General features: G+C 55.4%; 14 protein-coding genes. 6 read left to right on the top strand and 8 right to left on the bottom strand.

What is annotated here, in order from left to right; genetic code table 11:
* Positions 1 to 51 precede the first annotated feature (51 nt).
* Entirely contained in the window at positions 52 to 756 is a 705-nt protein-coding gene (locus HMPREF0577_RS04555; RefSeq protein ID WP_004012527.1) for a histidine phosphatase family protein, read from the top strand.
* Positions 757 to 839: 83 nt separating this feature from the next.
* On the opposite strand, the gene HMPREF0577_RS04550 is transcribed toward HMPREF0577_RS04555, so the two are convergent.
* The 5 genes from HMPREF0577_RS04550 to HMPREF0577_RS04530 form a co-directional block, all read right to left on the bottom strand.
* Entirely contained in the window at positions 840 to 1337 is a 498-nt protein-coding gene (locus HMPREF0577_RS04550) for a DUF4190 domain-containing protein (RefSeq protein WP_004014903.1), read from the bottom strand.
* Between the two features lie 74 nt (positions 1338 to 1411).
* A complete protein-coding gene (locus tag HMPREF0577_RS04545; RefSeq protein ID WP_004012525.1) occupies positions 1412 to 2278 on the bottom strand; it encodes an amino acid ABC transporter ATP-binding protein in 867 nt (288 codons plus the stop codon).
* Positions 2275 to 3183, bottom strand: a complete 909-nt coding sequence (locus HMPREF0577_RS04540; protein WP_004012524.1) for an amino acid ABC transporter permease — start codon at positions 3181 to 3183, stop codon at positions 2275 to 2277. Before HMPREF0577_RS04540 ends, HMPREF0577_RS04545 begins: the two co-directional genes overlap by 4 nt.
* 61 nt (positions 3184 to 3244) lie before the next feature.
* The gene (locus HMPREF0577_RS04535) at positions 3245 to 4189 is read right to left on the bottom strand and encodes a transporter substrate-binding domain-containing protein (RefSeq protein WP_004012523.1); all 945 of its coding nucleotides are present in this window, start codon (positions 4187 to 4189) and stop codon (positions 3245 to 3247) included.
* A 106-nt stretch (positions 4190 to 4295) separates the two neighbouring features.
* Positions 4296 to 5021: a DUF4191 domain-containing protein gene (locus HMPREF0577_RS04530; protein ID WP_231282786.1), complete on the bottom strand. Its 726-nt coding sequence runs from the start codon at positions 5019 to 5021 to the stop codon at positions 4296 to 4298.
* Positions 5022 to 5146: 125 nt separating this feature from the next.
* Here HMPREF0577_RS04530 and HMPREF0577_RS04525 point away from each other — a divergent pair, with 125 nt between their 5' ends.
* Positions 5147 to 6820: a protein kinase domain-containing protein gene (locus HMPREF0577_RS04525; protein ID WP_248613689.1), complete on the top strand. Its 1674-nt coding sequence runs from the start codon at positions 5147 to 5149 to the stop codon at positions 6818 to 6820.
* A 38-nt stretch (positions 6821 to 6858) separates the two neighbouring features.
* On the opposite strand, the gene HMPREF0577_RS10555 is transcribed toward HMPREF0577_RS04525, so the two are convergent.
* The 3 genes from HMPREF0577_RS10555 to HMPREF0577_RS04510 form a co-directional block, all read right to left on the bottom strand.
* Positions 6859 to 8493 carry a biotin/lipoyl-containing protein gene (locus tag HMPREF0577_RS10555; protein ID WP_050756878.1) on the bottom strand — a complete coding sequence of 545 codons (1635 nt, stop codon included), beginning with the start codon at positions 8491 to 8493 and terminating at the stop codon, positions 6859 to 6861.
* Between the two features lie 55 nt (positions 8494 to 8548).
* Positions 8549 to 9949, bottom strand: coding sequence for a dihydrolipoyl dehydrogenase (gene lpdA / locus HMPREF0577_RS04515; protein WP_004012518.1), 1401 nt, complete (start codon positions 9947 to 9949; stop codon positions 8549 to 8551).
* A 78-nt stretch (positions 9950 to 10027) separates the two neighbouring features.
* The gene (locus HMPREF0577_RS04510; protein WP_004012517.1) at positions 10028 to 11476 is read right to left on the bottom strand and encodes a leucyl aminopeptidase; all 1449 of its coding nucleotides are present in this window, start codon (positions 11474 to 11476) and stop codon (positions 10028 to 10030) included.
* Between the two features lie 81 nt (positions 11477 to 11557).
* Here HMPREF0577_RS04510 and uvrC point away from each other — a divergent pair, with 81 nt between their 5' ends.
* The 4 genes from uvrC to HMPREF0577_RS04490 all read left to right on the top strand — a co-directional run bounded on the left by uvrC (position 11558) and on the right by HMPREF0577_RS04490 (position 17136).
* A complete protein-coding gene (uvrC, locus tag HMPREF0577_RS04505) occupies positions 11558 to 13666 on the top strand; it encodes an excinuclease ABC subunit UvrC (RefSeq protein WP_004012515.1) in 2109 nt (702 codons plus the stop codon).
* 3 nt (positions 13667 to 13669) lie between these two features.
* On the top strand, positions 13670 to 14947 hold the full coding sequence (locus HMPREF0577_RS04500) for a methyl-accepting chemotaxis protein (protein WP_004012514.1): 1278 nt from the start codon (positions 13670 to 13672) through the stop codon (positions 14945 to 14947).
* Entirely contained in the window at positions 14944 to 16122 is a 1179-nt protein-coding gene (locus HMPREF0577_RS04495) for a methyl-accepting chemotaxis protein (protein ID WP_004012512.1), read from the top strand. The genes HMPREF0577_RS04500 and HMPREF0577_RS04495 overlap by 4 nt, the downstream gene beginning before the upstream one ends.
* A gap of 234 nt (positions 16123 to 16356) precedes the next feature.
* The gene (locus HMPREF0577_RS04490; RefSeq protein ID WP_004012510.1) at positions 16357 to 17136 is read left to right on the top strand and encodes an HAD-IIB family hydrolase; all 780 of its coding nucleotides are present in this window, start codon (positions 16357 to 16359) and stop codon (positions 17134 to 17136) included.
* Positions 17137 to 17157 lie beyond the last annotated feature (21 nt).

The raw sequence follows: 17157 nt of genomic DNA, 5'->3' as shown, positions 1-17157 counted from the left end.
TATCTCGGTAACGTTAGGGTAGAGACAAGCACCTCATGAAACGGAGAACAGATGCGGCTGGTACTGATACGGCACGGACAAACCAACTCGAACCTGACGGGAGCACTGGACACGGCCTATCCCGGGGCACCCCTGAACGAGACAGGCTTGGCGCAAGCCGCCGCACTGCCAGAGAAATACGAGCGTCTGGTGGGGGTGAAACCCGCGCGGATACACGCTTCCTTTATTGGACGCGCCCAGGAAACCGCTGCCCCCCTGGCCAAACACTACGGTCTTGAGGTAGTACCAGACGAGGATTTGCGTGAAGTTCTGGCCGGAGACATGGAGATGGAAACCGCCAAGGAATATACCGATGTGTACCTGCATACCGCCGTGGCCTGGGCTACGGGTCAGGACATGGAACGACGTATGCCGGGAGCGGAAAACGGTACCGAAACCCTGGCGCGTTTCGATCGGGGGATTGCGCGACTGACCGAAGGCTTAGCTGATGATGCCACGGTAGTGGCGGTAATTCACGGTGCCATTATGCGCGTGTGGGGAGTGCAGCGGCTGCGGGGCTTGACCTACGAGCTGATTGCCCAGTTCCCCTGCCAAAATGCCTCGATGACTGTGGCGGAAGGTAATCCGGAGGCCGGGTGGGACTTGAAACTGTGGTCCGACCAGACGCCCGAATCTTGGCCGGTAATCCCCGGGGATACCACCTTGCGCACCTCTAAGGAAACCCGCGAGATTCTCGAAAGTATGATTTATCACTAACAAGTTCTAACACTAGAGATGATAAAACGGTGACCTCGCATAAGCGGAGTCACCGTTACCATGTTTTGAGAGAAAGCAGTCGTTTACTGTTGGCTTTCTTTCCACTGTTCTATTTGTTTAGCGATTTCGGGATCGGAGATAGACGAGGGATCGCTGACCGCCTGTGCGAATTGCAAAATTGTCCACACCACGAATGCAGTAATCGCGACCCAGAGGATGAAACCAATCACGGACAGAACAGTGCCAACAATTGACATGGTTTTGCCGGGATATCCGGGATTCTTCGTAATTTTAGAGATGCTTATTCCGCCCAGAATGCCACCAATCAGCCCGAGCAATATCCCCAAGTAGGGAATGAGTATGCTCGTAATCCCCAGCACTAGCGAGGAGACCGCCAGACCATTTGTGGTTTTCTGGACTCCAGTCATTATCGTCGGGGTGCTGGTGCCCGGTTGTACTGGCGCGGTAGGAAAACTTTGTCCCACGGGGGTGTACTGTTGGGGTTGGGAAATATCCGAAGTGCCACCATTATCCACTGGGGCACCAGGGGTTGGGGATGCGAAAGGATTCTCATTAGACATTAACAGACCTCCAGCTCAGGCAGATTTTACTCATTTTATTACCTAAGAGTGTAACAGTAACTACCGGGAACATGCTATAGGACTTTAGAAATAAACTCTTGGGTGCGGGCTTCTCGGGGGTGATCTAGCACTTCCGTGGGGGAACCCATTTCGATAATCTGGCCGCCATCCATAAAGGCGACCTTATGTCCGACCTCCCGGGCAAAACCAATCTCGTGGGTGACCACCATCATGGTCATACCCCTGTGTGCCAAATCCTTCATTACTTGCAGTACTTCCCCTACCAGTTCCGGATCCAGCGCGGAAGTTGGTTCGTCGAAGAGCATCAGCTCAGGTTTCATTGCCAAAGCCCTGGCAATCGCCACGCGCTGCTGCTGGCCACCGGAAAGCTGGGCAGGATAGTGGTTTAGGCGGTCAGCCAAACCTACTTGCGCCAACAAATCCAGGGCTTCTTTTCGTGCTGTCGTTCGGTCAATCCCGGCTACATGAACCGGTGCCTCCATCACATTTTCTAGGGCGGTTTTGTGTGGGAACAGGTTGAAACGTTGGAACACCATGCCGATACGCTCCCGCTGGGTGGAAATCACCTTGTCAGGAAGCTGATGTAAAACCGTGTCATGCCCGGTCAAAGCCCCGGTACGCTGACACCAATACAGCTGCCAGGCCGAACTTGGCGCTGGGGTTTCCTTTAAACCTAATAGTTGCCCATCGAAGTAAATTCGACCTGCGCTGATTTCCTCCAGCTGGTTAATACAGCGCAGCACCGTGGATTTCCCCGATCCGCTCGGTCCAATCAACACGCAAACCTCGCCTTTGCGAATGTCGAGGTCAACTCCCTTAAGAACGTGTAAATGTCCAAAGTACTTGTGTACCCCCCTAAGGGAAACCATCGTGTCAGCCACATCGGGTGGTACCGGTATTGTCTTAGTATTTTTACTCATGGTGTCACATCCAAAAATGCTCCGGGATTAGCCTGGGTTCGATCTGATTCTTTCACGCGGCGTTTCACGCGAGCAGAGCCGCCGTGGTTGAATCCTTTACCGAAGTGTTTTTCGAGATAGAACTGACCGACCATCAAAATCGAGGTCACCACCAAATACCAAATCGCGGCGCTAATCAGCATCGGCACTGGCATGAAAATCTGGCGTCCCAGGGCTTGGGCAGCGAAAGTCAGCTCCATCGTGAAAGGTATTGCTGAAACCAAGGAAGTGGTTTTCAACATGGAAATTGTCTCGTTACCGGTGGGGGGCACAATCACACGCATGGCTTGGGGCAAGATAATGCGGCGCATAATCAGGCTGCGTTTCATGCCCAGGGCGGTGGCGGCTTCCCACTGCCCTGGGTCGACCGAGTTCAGCCCGGCGCGCACAATCTCGGCCAGATAGGCTCCTTCATTCAAGCCCAGCCCCAGGATGGCTGCCCACAGCACATTCCACACGACGTTTATGTCGATTTTAAACACTCCCACTCCAACGAAGGGATAGAGCGTGGGCAGCAGTCCCCAGAAAATCAGCTGGGTGTAAATCGGGGTGCCCCGGAAGAACCAGATATAGAACCAGGCCACGGATTTCAACACCGGGTTGGGGGATTGACGCATAATCGCCATGGTCACGGCCAACACCACCCCGATGAACATCGCCGCCACTGTCAGCACCAGGGTGAAGCCGATACCGCGAATTATCGTGGGATGAAACAGATATTCCCACACCTTGTCCCAGTGATAGTTTGGGTTGGTAATCAGCGAGTTGATAATCAGCACCACTAGCGCTGCTACCAGGACGACACTGATGAGGCGCCCCGGCCGGAAAACCGGGCGTGGGTGGTTGCGTTCCAGTATGTCACTCATAATCGTTTCTTTTCATGAGGTGCCAGTCTAAACAGGCGTAAAGTCTCTTGCGTCCGGGTCTTTATTTCGTGTCAGGGTTCAGCTTGACTTCGGGGTATATGTCGCCATCCGCGCCATACACGGCCATGATTTCCTTGAATTTCCCGGATTTCATCAGAGAATCCATCGCAGCCTTTACCGCCTTGGATAAATCCTGGTTCTTCTTATTCACCACTATTGCCAGGGGAGTGGTGTCAAAGATTTTCCCGACAGTTTCAAGCTGTCCTTCGGCTTTCTTGACGTTGTAGGCCGTAACCGGGTCATCGGCGATAACGGCATCGTATTGTCCTGAAATCACCTTGGGGATAACCATATTCACCAGGTCTTCTTTTTGAATCTTGATTTCGGGTTTGCCGGCCGCGAGGCATTCCTTGTTCAGCCGGGGTAAGACGTCTTCTTCTTGGTAGGAACCGGTCTGTACCCCAACGGTAGCCCCGCAGGGGTCGTTGGGGTTGAAACCGCTGGGATTGCCCTTCTTGACAGCAAACAGGGTTCCCATGTTTTTGAAAGCCAACATGTCATAGGTCTTGATACGTTCGGCGGTAACAGTAAAACCGGAGGCACCAATATCATAGGTGGAACCGACCTTCGGCAGTAGGGCGGCGAAAGTTTCGGTGGTGGTAGTACCGTCTTTGAGTCCCATTGTCAGAGCAATGGCTTTAGTTAAGTCCACTTCGGCACCGGTGGGGGTGGTGCCATCCTCTTTGAGCATTTCCAAGGGGGCGTAGTCGGTGGATGCCCCGTTGCGCAAGACATCACGTTCCTTGACATCTTTGGGAACTAGTTTGACGACTTCCGGGTCGGGTTTGATTGTCGAAAAATCGAATTCTTCGGTGGTGGCAGTCGGGCTTTGGCCAGCAGAATCCTTGGAGTCGCCGGGCTTTCCAGTGTCGCTGGCTGGCGTTCCGCAAGCGGTCAGGGCTAGGGCACAGGCAGCAATAGCGGCGGTGATGACGAGTTTTTGCATGATGTCTCCTTATATCGCTAACATTTACAAGTATAAATTTACAACGATATGAAAAATTATGCAAATTTTAAGACTGTCCCCTCATGAACCCACTGAGGCAAGAAATCTAGCCGTATAAAGCCCGACGATTGGGTCGAATCTTGGTGGGATCAATCCCCTTGGGGATAGGTAAGCCGTCCTTACGATGCAAGGCCTTCAGCCGCTTCACTACGGCCGGAACCTCATTGCGAGACAGTGCCTTGGGGAATTTATATGCAGTTTTCAACACTTTTTCTAGACGCACCTGGCCGTCATCGAAACCACATTCAATCGTGTGAATGGGCACCTGGGAAGCCACCCGAGCAGTCTTTTTCGTCTCGTCGGCAAGTAATTTAGCCACGCGGCTGTGCGGACCTTCGCTGATTAGCAAAATTCCTTGCGGACCGACAAAGCGCCACACCAGGTCTTGTTCCTTATTGAAAGCCACTGGCTCGGTTTCTGGCACCCAAGAGCGGCGAATAATCTGAGACAGTGCCCCAACCGAGCCTTTCACCCTCTCAATCTGGCGCAACATGGCCTTGGAAATCAGCAGCGACAACCAGGCCATCGGCACCAATATCAACAACATCACGATGGTGATTGCCCCCCAAATCCAAGATTTGGTCAAAATCATATAGACCACGTTGGCGCCTATCACCACCACGAGGGTTCCCAAGATTGCCCAGGTCACCCAGGGAAAGCTGCGCTTTACAATCGTGTAGGAATCCTTGAGATTCTGGATGAAATTGCGTTTTTTACCGGTCGAGGAACCTTTGGAGCTCCCCGTTGCGGGTTTCTCAGTTTTCTTAGCCATCACGCCTATCTTATGCGCAAAACGTGTCAGGTCGAAACCTTTGCGGTAACTGGCGAAAAAAGAGTTTTCCACAGGCTGTAAAAAACTACTGGTGTTAGATGCTGATTTGCGATATATATTATATTATGAATCTTGATGGTTATGTTTTATATGAACCTGTTGGTTTTGGTGCTAAGGGACCGATTTGGCGCGCGGTAGACCAACAAGGACGTAATTTCGCGCTGCAAGTCTTAGGGGCACAACTGCCGCCGGGAGTGGAAGAACGCATTGCCACCTTGCAAAAAATGGCCAGCAAATATGTTTTGCGCATTGAACAACTACGCAAGGTCACGGATGGGCGTTTCGTGGTGCTTTCTGAATTCTTAGAGGGACAAAACCTCGAGATTTTGCGCGCCGGGCGGCGTTTCACCCCCGAGCAGCTGGGCTTTATCGGGCGGTCTTTGGCGCAAGGCTTAGCGGATTTACACCAAGCCGGTTTGTTGCACGGTGATATTTCCCCCGCCAATGCCGTGGTGACTGTCCACGGCCGGGTGCTGTGGGTGGATGTTTTGGGCAGCGCCGAGGGCACCACCCTAGCTTTTCAAGAATCTCGTTCCGAATGCGGGAAAAATACCAGTGCCCGGGAGGAAGTATTTGCTTTTGCACAGATGATGCTCGCTTTGGGGATGGATCCCCAACTTTTAGGTCGAGCCTTGCACCCCGACCCTATCCAGCGTCCCTCTGTGTCGGAACTTTGCCAGGCGTGGCAGAGTTTGCCAACAGCAGGAATCGATCTGTTAACACCCAACGAGCTGACCACCGCGAAAATGCGTGCCGCCGGTAGGGATGTCGCTACGACCCTGGAGCACCCTCCCAGTTCGCTGGAACCGGACTGTAGCATGGCATCGAGTCCGCGCCGCTCCCGCCGCAGTGCGCAAACCCGTGATTATCGGGGCAACCGACGCAATCAGGGCGCGGACAACTATACTGCACACGGCCATAAGCTGTTGAAAATCGCGATTCCGGCGTTGGGAGGAGCGGCGGCAATCTTGTCGGCGGTGCTGTTGGTTTCACGTTTGCTGCCAGCAGCGGATGCTTTGCCAGAGACTAAAGAATTGACAGCAACTGGTGCATCCAACACCACAGCCTTACCACGTCCTGGGGAAATTTTGACTTCGAATTCGGGGGGAGGGGATAAAGGTGAATCCGCCCAAGAACTTGAGTCCGAAACCACGCCCGAGCCGGAACGTAATACCGAATCTGGGGCGAAGTTTGAAACGAACTCTGAAACAGAGTCCGAGGCGGAAGACAAATCCGGGAACAATCCCCCCCAAGATTCGACACCTTTACCCCAGACACCCTCGGCACCGGAAAACCTGTTGCCTCCGGCCGGACCCGAAACTTCTGCTACGGGGGATTTGTTGAAAACCGGCAAGATTACTGATAACACCGAAGCCGCTGCGGTGCTCCAAGAGTTGCTATCCCTGCGGGACAAAGCGCTAGCATCCGGGGATGCCCGAGAGCTGGCGAATCTGACGGTACCCGCTTCGGTGGTTCAAAAGGCAGATGCGGATTTATTGTCCCGTCTGAAATCCAGTCAAACAAGGATTAACGGGTTGGCCACAGTGGTTAAAAGCGCCGAAATAATCAGTGCGGATAAAACCCAAGTGCGGCTGCGGGTAACTTTGGCTCAAGGCGCTTATACTCAAACTGACCGAATTGGGAATCAACACCAGGTTGCGGCGATTCCCGATGCTCAACAAGAGATGCTCCTCATGAAGCATCCGTGGAGAATTTCTAGCGTGGTGCGACTGCGGTGAGTCGTGCCACTAAGTGGCTAAGCCAGGATGGCTAGCGGTTACCGAACATAGGCCAAAATCGCACCGACTTCCACTGTTTCGTCTTCTTTCACCAAAATCTGGCTGATTACTCCAGAGATAGGGGAGGGCACTTCCGTGTCCACCTTGTCGGTAGAGACCTCCAAGAGGGGTTCATCCACTGTCACCGCGTCGCCCACTTGTTTCAGCCAGGTGGTTACGGTGCCTTCGGTAACGGATTCACCCAAAGCTGGCATCACAATCGGATTTTCTTCCCCGTTTGGCGCGGAGACATTCGGCGGCTCTATCGGGGTGGGAGCCGCCGAGCTTGCCGGTGGGGCAAACGGGACGACTGGAGCTGCCGGGGGCGCGGTAGGTGCCAGCGGCGCGGCGGGCGGTGCCGGGGTGGTTGACACGGCCGGTGGCATTGGTGGCACGGGTGGCATTGGTGGCACGGGTGGCATTGGCGGTACTGGTGGTGCCGGCGGCACGGGAGGCATTGGTGGCACTGGTGGTGCCGGCGGAGCCGCGTGCGACACCGGCTGTGCGGAGGGGAAATCTGAGCCCGATTTGGTTGCCGCAGGAATCGGCGCTGGTACAGGAGTCTCGGTTGGTTCTACAGTGGTTTTGTTTTGGTCGAAGGCGGCCGCGACCTCCGCAAAGAGTTGTGCTAGTCGGGCGACATCAAGCTCTCCGGTGGCGGTGCGGGGTGCAGCTGTCGGAATCACTGGAACCACCGGAGTCGCCGGGGATGCCGGCAACAACGGTGTAGATGGCACCGGTGGCGTGGGTGGTGTCGAGACTGCAGGGGACATCGTTGGTACCGGAGGCGTCGGTGTCGATGGGGATGCGGCTTCATGAGATGTTGGCGGAATTGCTGGCACAGCGGGCAAAACTGGCGCTGTCATCACCGGAGGAGTCGGCAATGGTGGGGGAGTCAAGGGCGGTGTTGCTGGTCTGGTCGAATCCTGCGGGAACACGCCTGCCGCATCCAAGACATCCTGTTTACGAATCCGTCCCCCCACGCCGGTGCCGGTAACCTGGCTCAAATCCACGCCTTTTTCGGCGGCGAGTTTCCGCACAATGGGGGTGATATACCCGCCGGTGATGCTAGCATCGCGGGGCGGTTCCACGGCTGGAGCTACTGGGGGAGCCGGCGGGGTGGACGGTGCTGTCGCGTCGGTGGGGGTGGTGCTACGTTCCGGTGTAACCGGTGGTATCGGCGATAGCACCGGTTGCACCGGCTGGGAGGTGGTTTCTGGCGATACGACCGGAGATTCCGCAGCTTTGGAAGGTATCGGTGGCACACTTGGATAAGACCACTCCACCGAAGCCTTGCCTTCGGGGGTTATGGTGACAGTGGAAGGAATTTCGGGATTCGGGACGGTGGGAGCCGGGACGGGAGCCGCTGGTTCACTAGGTTCCGCTTCGAGCTCCAGGGCAGAGCCCACCACCGCCAAGGGGGTGCCCACGTCTACGGTTTCGTCTTCGGATACCAGGATTTTCAACAACACTCCGGCTACCGGCGAGGGAACCTCGGTGTCGACTTTGTCGGTGGAAACTTCCAACAAAGGCTCATCGAGGGCGACAACTTCGCCAACCTGTTTTAACCAGGTAGTAACGGTACCTTCGGTTACAGATTCACCTAAAACCGGCATTGCAACAATTTCAGACATCTAGGTTTCCCTCTTTTGGAATCGGTTTTCTAATTTCTAAGATACCTTGCCAGGCTTAGCCGTGCAGCGGTTTTCCGGCCAGAGCCATTGCAGCTTCGCCAATCATCTCGTTTTGAGTGGGGTGGGCGTGGGTCAGGAAGGCCAAATCAGTGGCCTCGGCTTCCCAGTTCACCATCAACTGTCCCTCGCCAATCTGTTCACCCATGCGCTGCCCCAAGGCGTGGAATCCCACAATCGACCCGCCCTTTACTTGCACCAGTTTCACAAAACCGGTGGCACGCAGCATTTGAGACTTCGCATTGCCGAGCATGTTAGATTTGGCGGTTTCAATATTCTCGGCTCCGTAAATTTCTTTGGCCTTTTCTTCTGTGAGCCCTACCGAGGCGATTTCTGGTTCACAGAAGGTGACCCGGGGGATATTATCAGCTGGTACAACCTGGGGGTGCAGGCCGGCGATTTCTTCGGCTACGAAAATTCCCTGCATCATGGCTCGATGCGCTAGTTGCGGGCCGGACACAATGTCTCCTACCGCATAAATGTTGCCTACTCCCGTGTGCAGCCGTTCATTAGTGGTCACGAAGCCGCGATTCAAGGAGATACCTTGAGACTCGTATCCCATATCGGCAGTGTTGGGGGCGCGTCCAATCGCCACCAGCAGGTAATCGGCTCGAAGTTGCTGGCCATCCTCGGTACTGACATTCACGCCCGAGGCATCTTCCGTGGCAGCCGCAAAACGGGTATTGGTTAAAATCTTAATCCCGCGTGATTTAAAGGCTTTTTCTAAGCCCTTGGACACATCCGTGTCTTCGTTAGGAACCAGGTGGGGGAGTGCCTCGATAATCGTGACATCTGCCCCGAAAGATTTCCATAGCGAGGCAAACTCCACCCCAATAACTCCACCGCCCAGAATAACTACGGAGCCAGGAACATAGTCGAGGAACAAGGCATGTTCCGAGCCAATAATCCGCGTCCCCAAGTGCATCCCCAGATTCTTGGTGAAAGAACCCGAAGCCAACACTATATGTTTCCCGCGCAGTACCCGATCCCCTACGGTAATGGTATCTGGACTGGTCAAGTATCCGCGCCCCGAAACCAGCTCGACATGGCGGGCTTTAACCAGGCCTTGTAAACCCCGGTACATCTTGTCGATTACCTCGGACTGAAACTCCTTAACTTTCAGCATGTCGACACCCGAAAAAGTGGCGGTTACCCCCCATGCGGTACTTTCCCGAACCGTATCGGCTACTTCCGCCGCTCGCAGCAGCGCTTTAGTGGGGATACATCCCCGGTGCAGACAGGTGCCACCGAGCTTATCGGCTTCTACCAAGGCCACGGCCATCCCCAGGTTAGCGGCGCGTAAAGCGCAAGCATATCCGCCGTTACCGCCGCCTAGAACAACAATGTCAAACAAATCTTCACTCAAAGTAAACTCCCATGTTTTTAGATGGCACCTCATGAACCCCACCGAAACGTAGCCGAGGGGATTACCTCAACAATATTATGACATAGCTGGGTGGGGTGATGCACCGAAACTCTAGGCAGAGGGCTTGCGGAAATTCTCCAACAAATCCACCAAGGTGCGAAGCCCGTAGCCGGTGCCGCCTTTCGGGGTGCATCCCCAGGCCGAACCGCTGTTGAAACCAGGACCCGCAATATCCACATGCGCCCAGTAGGCATCCTTGGTGAAATGCCGCAAGAACAAACCGGCCAAAGGCATCCCGCCTTCGCGTTTAGTCCCTGAGTTACGCATATCCGCCACCTCGGACTTCAAATCCTCGGCCAGATGCTCCGGCAAGGGGCACGGCCACGCCAACTCGCCAACACGCTTCGCGGCAGCGAAGTACTCATCCTTGGCGGAACCCATCACCCCGGCAGTTCGCGACCCTAAAGCCACTACCTGCGCTCCGGTCAAGGTCGCCATATCCACCAGCAAATCCGGTTTCTGTGCCAGTGCCATCGCGATGCCGTCGGCCATAACCAAGCGGCCTTCGGCATCAGTATTGTTAACCTCAACACTGGTGCCATCTTTCATAATGATAATGTCATCATTACGGGTCGCACCCCCGCTGACCATATTTTCCGCACAAGTCAACCAGGCCGTGACCTTCACTGGCAGCTGCAGCCGCGCTGCCGCCAAAACCGTGTTACCCATGGTGGCAGCCCCGGTCATATCCGCCTTCATAGTTACCATGGAACTGGGGGGTTTCAAAGCGTATCCACCGGAATCAAAGGTAATTCCCTTGCCCACCAAAGCAATGTGTGCCCGGTATTCGGCGGGTTCATAGGTCATTTTGACCAAAACTGGTTTGCGCTTCGAGCCGCGTCCCACCGCGACAATCCCGCCGAAACCTTCGGCTTTCAAAGCCGCATAATTCCAGATTTTCACCTTTACCGGCAGGTTTTTGGCGGCGCTTTCCATCCACTTCGCCAGTGTCTCGGGATAGAGCGCGGAGGGAGAGGTGTTGACCAAATCACGAATATCGGCCACGGTCTTGGCGATAACCTCTACCCGATTGCGAGTATAAGCATCTAGCGCGGGGGCTTCACTAGGCAGCAAAATCCGTTCCAGACGCTGGGGCTTTTTGGTCAAGTACTTATCGAAACGATATCCGCCCAACAAGGCACCCTCGGCTATCGCGGCAGTTTCTTCGCGGCTCCGGGCGGGCAGTGACAAAACAACTTCTTTGGCTTCGGCTAAGCGAGTGGCTGCCCCTGCGGCTTCGCGCAGCACCTCGGTGGCGCCGCAATCGGCGTATAAATCGCCCAGGCCAGCAAAAATCACGAAAGGAGCCTGGAAATTATGCGGGGTGGGGGTGCGCCAGGCCTCGCCAGCCTTGCCTTTCACTCCGGCAGAGCGGGCAAAATCCTGCAAGGCGGGACAGGTAGGAACAGCTATGTGGCCGTCCTTATCCACGCTAACCCCTAGAATGAGGGGGGAAGTACAGTCGGACAGGGAACCGGAATAAGTGTCAATAATGCTCATGCTCGAAGCTTACTTGGAAATCCAAGTATTTGCAGCGCCTCGCCCGGCGCTTTTTGATAGCTTGAAACGGGGTATCGGCTGATGCGCCCCGAAAACTTCCCGAAACCCGCCGAAATCCCCACCGCACCCGGGGTGTACCGCTGGCGTGATGCCCACGGGCGGGTTATCTATGTTGGCAAGGCAAAAAATCTGCGTAACCGCTTGACCTCGTATTTTGTTGACCCTGCAAAACTGCATCCGCGTACCGCAAAAATGGTCGCCACCGCCGAATCGGTTTCCTGGGTAGTGGTCGGTTCCGAAGTTGAGGCTTTGACCCTGGAATATACCTGGATTAAAGAATACGACCCCAAATTCAACGTTATGTTCAAGGACGACAAGTCCTATCCGTATTTTGCGGTTACCCTGAACCAGGAATTCCCCCGGATGGGAGTGCTACGTTCGGCGCATCAACGGGGAGTGCGGTATTTCGGCCCCTACACGGCCGTGTGGGCGATTCGCCAAACCTCGGATTTGTTGGAAACCGTGTTTCCGGTGCGTACCTGTACTGACGGAGTGTTCGCGCGGGCACGCGCGGCGGGGCGGGCGTGCCTAAAAGGCTATATTGGCCGGTGCAGCGCGCCGTGTATCGGGCGAATCAGTGCCGCCGAACACCGCGAGTTGGCTAATCGGGTTTGTGACTTTATGTCGGGTCATGAAGCAGGCTTGCTGCGTGACCTCGAAAACCAGATGTGGGCGGAATCCAAGGCATTCCGTTTCGAAGAAGCCGCCAAAAAACGCGACCAGCTCGAAGCTTTGCGCAAGGTTTTAGAGAAGAACGCGGTGGTGATGGACACGGACACGGATGCGGATTTATTCGCCCTGGCTGCCGATGAACTGCAAGTTTCGGTGCAAGTGTTCTATGTGCGAGCCGGACGGATTCGCGGTCAGCGTGGCTGGATTTCCACTATTGAAGAAGACGTGGATACCTCGGAGCTGATGAGCTTCGCTTTGGAACAAATCTATGGGCAAGTTGCAGCGAAACTGGCTCAAAGTGGGGGAGCGCAGTTGCGCGAACCGAGCTCTGCGACGGATGTGGCGCATTTCGACACGACCTATATCCCCAAACAAATCCTGGTTTCTGTTATTCCCGCCGACCCGGCCTCGCTGGAAGCGTGGTTGTCGGGTTTGCGTGGGTCTAAGGTCACGATTCGTCGCCCCCAACGTGGGATGAAACGTGAGGCCGTAGAGCGGGTGGAACTGAACGCGGTAGACGGGTTACGGCTGTACAAGACTCGACGAGCCAGTGATTTGACGCAACGTAACCTGGCTTTGAACGAGCTGGGGAGGGCTTTGGGGATTGATCCGCCCCTACGCGTGGAGTGTTATGATATTTCGCATACTCAGGGCACTTTTCAGGTTGGCTCGATGGTGGTGTTCGAAGACGGAGCCCCCCGCAAGAATGCTTACCGTAAATTCACGGTGCGAGGTTCGCAGGGTCAGGGGGCGGCCGATGACACCGAGGCCATGAACGAAGTATTGCGGCGGCGTTTTGAGCGACTTATCCAGGAAGAAACGCCAGCACCTCATGAAGTCGAACCCGCCGTAACCGATCGAGGCGACCCGGCGGCGCGGTACGTCGGGGAATCGTCTGTCGCGGGGGACGTTGGTGACGCGGCTTCACGAGGTGCCAACCCCAATCCCGGCGAGGGCTTGAGCGGCGACCCCTCCGGGGAAATCCGCGAACCCAAGCGGTTTTCCTATCGACCTGACCTGGTGGTGGTGGACGGGGCTCTGCCCCAAGTTCATGCCGCGCGTGCCGCGATGGATGCGGCGGGAGTCTGGGATATCCCGGTGGTGGGACTGGCGAAACGCCTGGAGGAAGTCTGGACAGTGGACTCCGATTTCCCGGTGATTTTCCCGCGTACCTCTACCGCCCTGTACCTGCTGCAGTATTTGCGTGATGAATCACACCGCTTCGCCATTACCGCGCATCGCAAGAAACGCGGCCAAGCCATGACTCGCTCGGTTTTGGATGGGATTCCCGGATTGGGGTCGGTCAAACAAAAAGCCTTGTTGAAACACTTTGGCTCTTTGCGTCAAATCCGTCGCGCTAGCGCCGAAGATATCAGTAAAGTCCCCGGTTTCGGCCGAATTTTAGCAACACAAGTAGTAAAATATCTGCAAGAAAACCTGGAACCTGGTAAGAATTAAATTATGTCAAACACTTCCGGAAAGCTGCGCTTAAACAACTTGCGGTTTAACCTGCTGGCCAAGAATCTTGTCAGCGGGGTTGGAGTGCTGCTCACTCCCGGATTGGTGTTCTTGGTGTCTTTAACTGTCTTGTGGAGCCTGTACTCCCGGGTCGATAGGGGAACCACCCTGGATGTCAACTGGACAGCCGTGATACTTAGCCTGGTAGCTGCGGTGGTTGTGGGTGGCGTGACATCTTGGTGGCTGATTCGCTTTATTTCCCGCTCTATCACCGCAGCGGCGGCCTCGGTAGCGCAATCGGCGCGAATGATGGCGCAAGGTGATTTCACGGTGGCGGCTCATGGAGTAACGAATGACGAACTGGCCGACCTTGCCGCTGAGATGAACCAGACCCGCCAAGCCTTGAGTGCGCTATTGACCGACACCAGCCAGGTTTACCGAGAAGTCTCGGCCAAAGAAATAAAACTGCGTGAATCCCTGGAAAAGCTCAGCGTTGCCGGGGAACAAGTCAATGCCAAAGCTACCCAGGTAAACCAACACTCCCAAGAGCTCAGCCGCGTCACGAAACGGCTTACCGAGGTCGCGGGGGATATTTCGCAATCTCGGCGTGACATTGCGGCTTATGCCAATAAGGCCTTAGAGGTTGGGCGCGGCGAAATTATGGAAGTGGAAATAATCTCGGCGATGATTACCGAATTTCAGCGCGAATCCGGGGAAATCGTCCAGGCCGTTGAAAAGATTGCGGATATCGCGGAACGTACCAGTTTGCTGGCTCTCAACGCTACTATTGAATCGGCCAAAGCGGGGGAAACTGGTGCCGGATTCGCGGTGGTGGCCGGGAAAATCAAGGAACTGGCGGTGCAAACCAGTGTCTCGGCGACTGCTGTCACCGAGGCTTCCGCCGAGATTCAGACACGATGCGACCACGCGGTGGGGGCTACCCAGACCGTCAACGAAAAGTTGTCGATTATTAACTCTTCCCAAGATGAATCCAGCCAGGCTATCACCGACCAAGCTGCGATAGTGTGCGCGATGGAACAGTCTTGTGCCCAGGCTTTTTCCGAATCAGAAACCTTGGCTGGCGAAATCACTAGTATCACAGCGGCGTCCCAATCCATTGCAGCCAGCCTGAAAAACCTCACCGACGAGGTTACGGATATGAACCAGGACATCGAAGCGGTTCACACCCTGATTGATACGCTGTGCTTGCAGTCGGGTATCATGTCGGCAACGCCGGGCATTACCGAAGACGCTACCGGATACCGGGGGATTGAGCCATGAAAAGCCTGAAACTCGGTATCACTGGACAGTTCAAGCTCACGGCCTATCTTAGCTATGGGTTTTCGGTGTTGATGATTGTCTTATTGCTGCTTGGCTTGGCAGGATTGGGATCCGTTACCGATCCCGAGGCGCAAAAACAAGCGATTGTCAACCAACTGTGGGAACAAGTGGCAGTGATGGTGGTTTTAGCTGTCGTCGGCACTGTTATCGGTTTCGTGATGCGCGCTCGCATTCAACGTGCGGTGGCGGCGGTGTCTCGGGTTCTCGAAGCCTCGGCGGCCGGGGTTTTGACTCAAAGAGCCAAGGTGTTTTCTTACGACGAAATCGGGTCGCTGTCTCAGTCCGTCAACGAGGCGATGGATGCCTTGCAATATCTGGTGGGGCAGTTGCGCGACGGGGTGGGGCACATCGAGGATTTTGCCCACCAAGCCAATCGAGAAACCACCATTATTCAGGCCGAAAACGAGAGTGTCTTTGAGTCCACTCGGACTTTGTCAGCTACGAGTGTGAACCTGAATTCAATGACGGAGTCCCTGACTGAAAACGGTACCGCTGTCGCGGGAGACATCGCGAAGCTTTCGGGAATTGCGGCGGGCAACGCCCAGTTGCGTGCGGAAGGTCTAACGGCGGCGGGGGATTTGAACACAGCGGTTGCGGAACTGAAGGACGCGGTGGACAAGATTTACAATCTGATGGAAGGCATTAGATTGATCTCTGGGGAAACTAATATGCTGGCTTTGAATGCCACGATTGAAGCCGCACGTTCCGGGTCGGCGGTTAAAGGCTTTAAAGTGGTGGCTGACCAGGCCAAAGACTTGGCTTCCCAGACGGCGGAAACCACCGAGGAAGTTCTGACTCAGGTCGCGGATTTGCAAAAACAAGCCGGTGAAAGCGTGTTAAAAATCGCCGAATTGAACACCCAGATGCAAACGTTAAGTTCGGGGCAGTCAGAGGCGAGCGCGGCATTGTCCTCCCAAGAAGAATCCTTGGGGCGCAGTGACGAGGGGATCTCGACGGTGCGGGATGTGGCGGCGGAGGTCGCGGCACAGGCCAGTGATTTATCTGCGTTGGTAGAGGAATCCCACGCGGAATCCTCGCGTTTCCAAGAGCGCATGTCCCTTTTGGCTGGGGATGTGGCGGCTTTGAACGCCCGGGTGGCACAGTTTACGGTCTGATCTCTGTCTGCCCCTTGAAGTTTCCTCCCGCTGTTATTTTCCTCGGTTGATTCCTCGCTGATTCCTCGCTGATTCCCGCTTGTCTCATATTAATCCTCGGGCTTATAGCTTTTGCCCGCGAAATCTTGGGCGCGACCCGCCTCCCGTATTTGCCTCCGGGCGGGGACAGTAATTTGCCAAACCTGGGATGAAGCCGGGTGAAAAGATTCCCGGGGCATGGGCTAAACTGGAGTGATGGAATGTAGTTTCGGGTCGGTGGATGTGTCACAGCTACGCCTGGTGGCCTTCGATTTGGATGGTACCCTGGCGCCTTCTAAGTCCCCGATAGTTCCGGCGATGGCGCGGTCTTTGGAACGTCTCTTGTCGCGTTTTTCGGTGGGGGTCATGAGTGGCGGGCTGCTGTCCCAGTTTCAAACACAGTTGTTGTCTGGCCTGAAATTGGGGGAGGTCGCCGGGAATTTGCACCTGTTGCCGACTTGTGGCACCCAGTACTATCGCCTGGATAATGATGGGCAACCTCAGGCGCTGTATGTCGAAGCCCTCAGTGATGCCCAGCGGGCGGCGGCTGTTCGCACCTTGGAGGCGGCCGCCCGGGAACTGAGGTTATGGGAAGCGAATCCTTGGGGGGAAATCATCGAAGACCGAGGAACCCAGATTACTTTCTCGGCCTTGGGTCAACGTGCCCCCTTGGAAGCAAAGACGGCTTGGGATCCGGATGGATCCAAGAAACGCGCTTTGGCGGTTTTGGTGCAGCGGCAGTTGCCGGATTTGTCGGTGCAAGTCGGAGGAACAACTTCGGTGGATGTGACTGCCCAGGGGGTTGACAAGGCCTATGGGATGCGCGCGTTACTGGCGCAGACGGGATTGCAGGCTTCCCAGGCACTGTTTGTGGGCGATCAGCTGGTACCGGAAGGCAATGACTATCCCGTGGTGTCCACCGGGGTGGCCTGCCAGGTGGTCGCGGGATGGGAAGAAACTTTGTCCTGGATTGAGAATCTGTTAATGGACACATAGTGTCAAGAACGCTTGACAAGT

Source organism: Mobiluncus mulieris ATCC 35243, assembly GCF_000160615.1.
Taxonomy (GTDB): Bacteria; Actinomycetota; Actinomycetes; order Actinomycetales; family Actinomycetaceae; genus Mobiluncus; species Mobiluncus mulieris.
The sequence above is the reverse complement of the archived record's forward strand: the minus strand, read 5'-3'. Positions and strand labels throughout refer to the sequence as shown.

What these genes read in the sequence shown, in the direction of transcription:
- HMPREF0577_RS04550 (WP_004014903.1), bottom strand. Translation starts at nt 1,337, where the DNA reads ATGTCTAATGAGAATCCTTTCGCATCCCCAACCCCTGGTGCCCCAGTG.
- uvrC (WP_004012515.1), top strand. Translation starts at nt 11,558, where the DNA reads ATGCGCCCCGAAAACTTCCCGAAACCCGCCGAAATCCCCACCGCACCC.
- HMPREF0577_RS10555 (WP_050756878.1), bottom strand. Translation starts at nt 8,493, where the DNA reads ATGTCTGAAATTGTTGCAATGCCGGTTTTAGGTGAATCTGTAACCGAA.
- lpdA (WP_004012518.1), bottom strand. Translation starts at nt 9,949, where the DNA reads ATGAGGTGCCATCTAAAAACATGGGAGTTTACTTTGAGTGAAGATTTG.
- HMPREF0577_RS04510 (WP_004012517.1), bottom strand. Translation starts at nt 11,476, where the DNA reads ATGAGCATTATTGACACTTATTCCGGTTCCCTGTCCGACTGTACTTCC.
- HMPREF0577_RS04530 (WP_231282786.1), bottom strand. Translation starts at nt 5,021, where the DNA reads ATGGCTAAGAAAACTGAGAAACCCGCAACGGGGAGCTCCAAAGGTTCC.
- HMPREF0577_RS04490 (WP_004012510.1), top strand. Translation starts at nt 16,357, where the DNA reads ATGGAATGTAGTTTCGGGTCGGTGGATGTGTCACAGCTACGCCTGGTG.
- HMPREF0577_RS04540 (WP_004012524.1), bottom strand. Translation starts at nt 3,183, where the DNA reads ATGAGTGACATACTGGAACGCAACCACCCACGCCCGGTTTTCCGGCCG.
- HMPREF0577_RS04525 (WP_248613689.1), top strand. Translation starts at nt 5,147, where the DNA reads ATGAATCTTGATGGTTATGTTTTATATGAACCTGTTGGTTTTGGTGCT.
- HMPREF0577_RS04495 (WP_004012512.1), top strand. Translation starts at nt 14,944, where the DNA reads ATGAAAAGCCTGAAACTCGGTATCACTGGACAGTTCAAGCTCACGGCC.
- HMPREF0577_RS04545 (WP_004012525.1), bottom strand. Translation starts at nt 2,278, where the DNA reads ATGAGTAAAAATACTAAGACAATACCGGTACCACCCGATGTGGCTGAC.
- HMPREF0577_RS04500 (WP_004012514.1), top strand. Translation starts at nt 13,670, where the DNA reads ATGTCAAACACTTCCGGAAAGCTGCGCTTAAACAACTTGCGGTTTAAC.
- HMPREF0577_RS04535 (WP_004012523.1), bottom strand. Translation starts at nt 4,189, where the DNA reads ATGCAAAAACTCGTCATCACCGCCGCTATTGCTGCCTGTGCCCTAGCC.
- HMPREF0577_RS04555 (WP_004012527.1), top strand. Translation starts at nt 52, where the DNA reads ATGCGGCTGGTACTGATACGGCACGGACAAACCAACTCGAACCTGACG.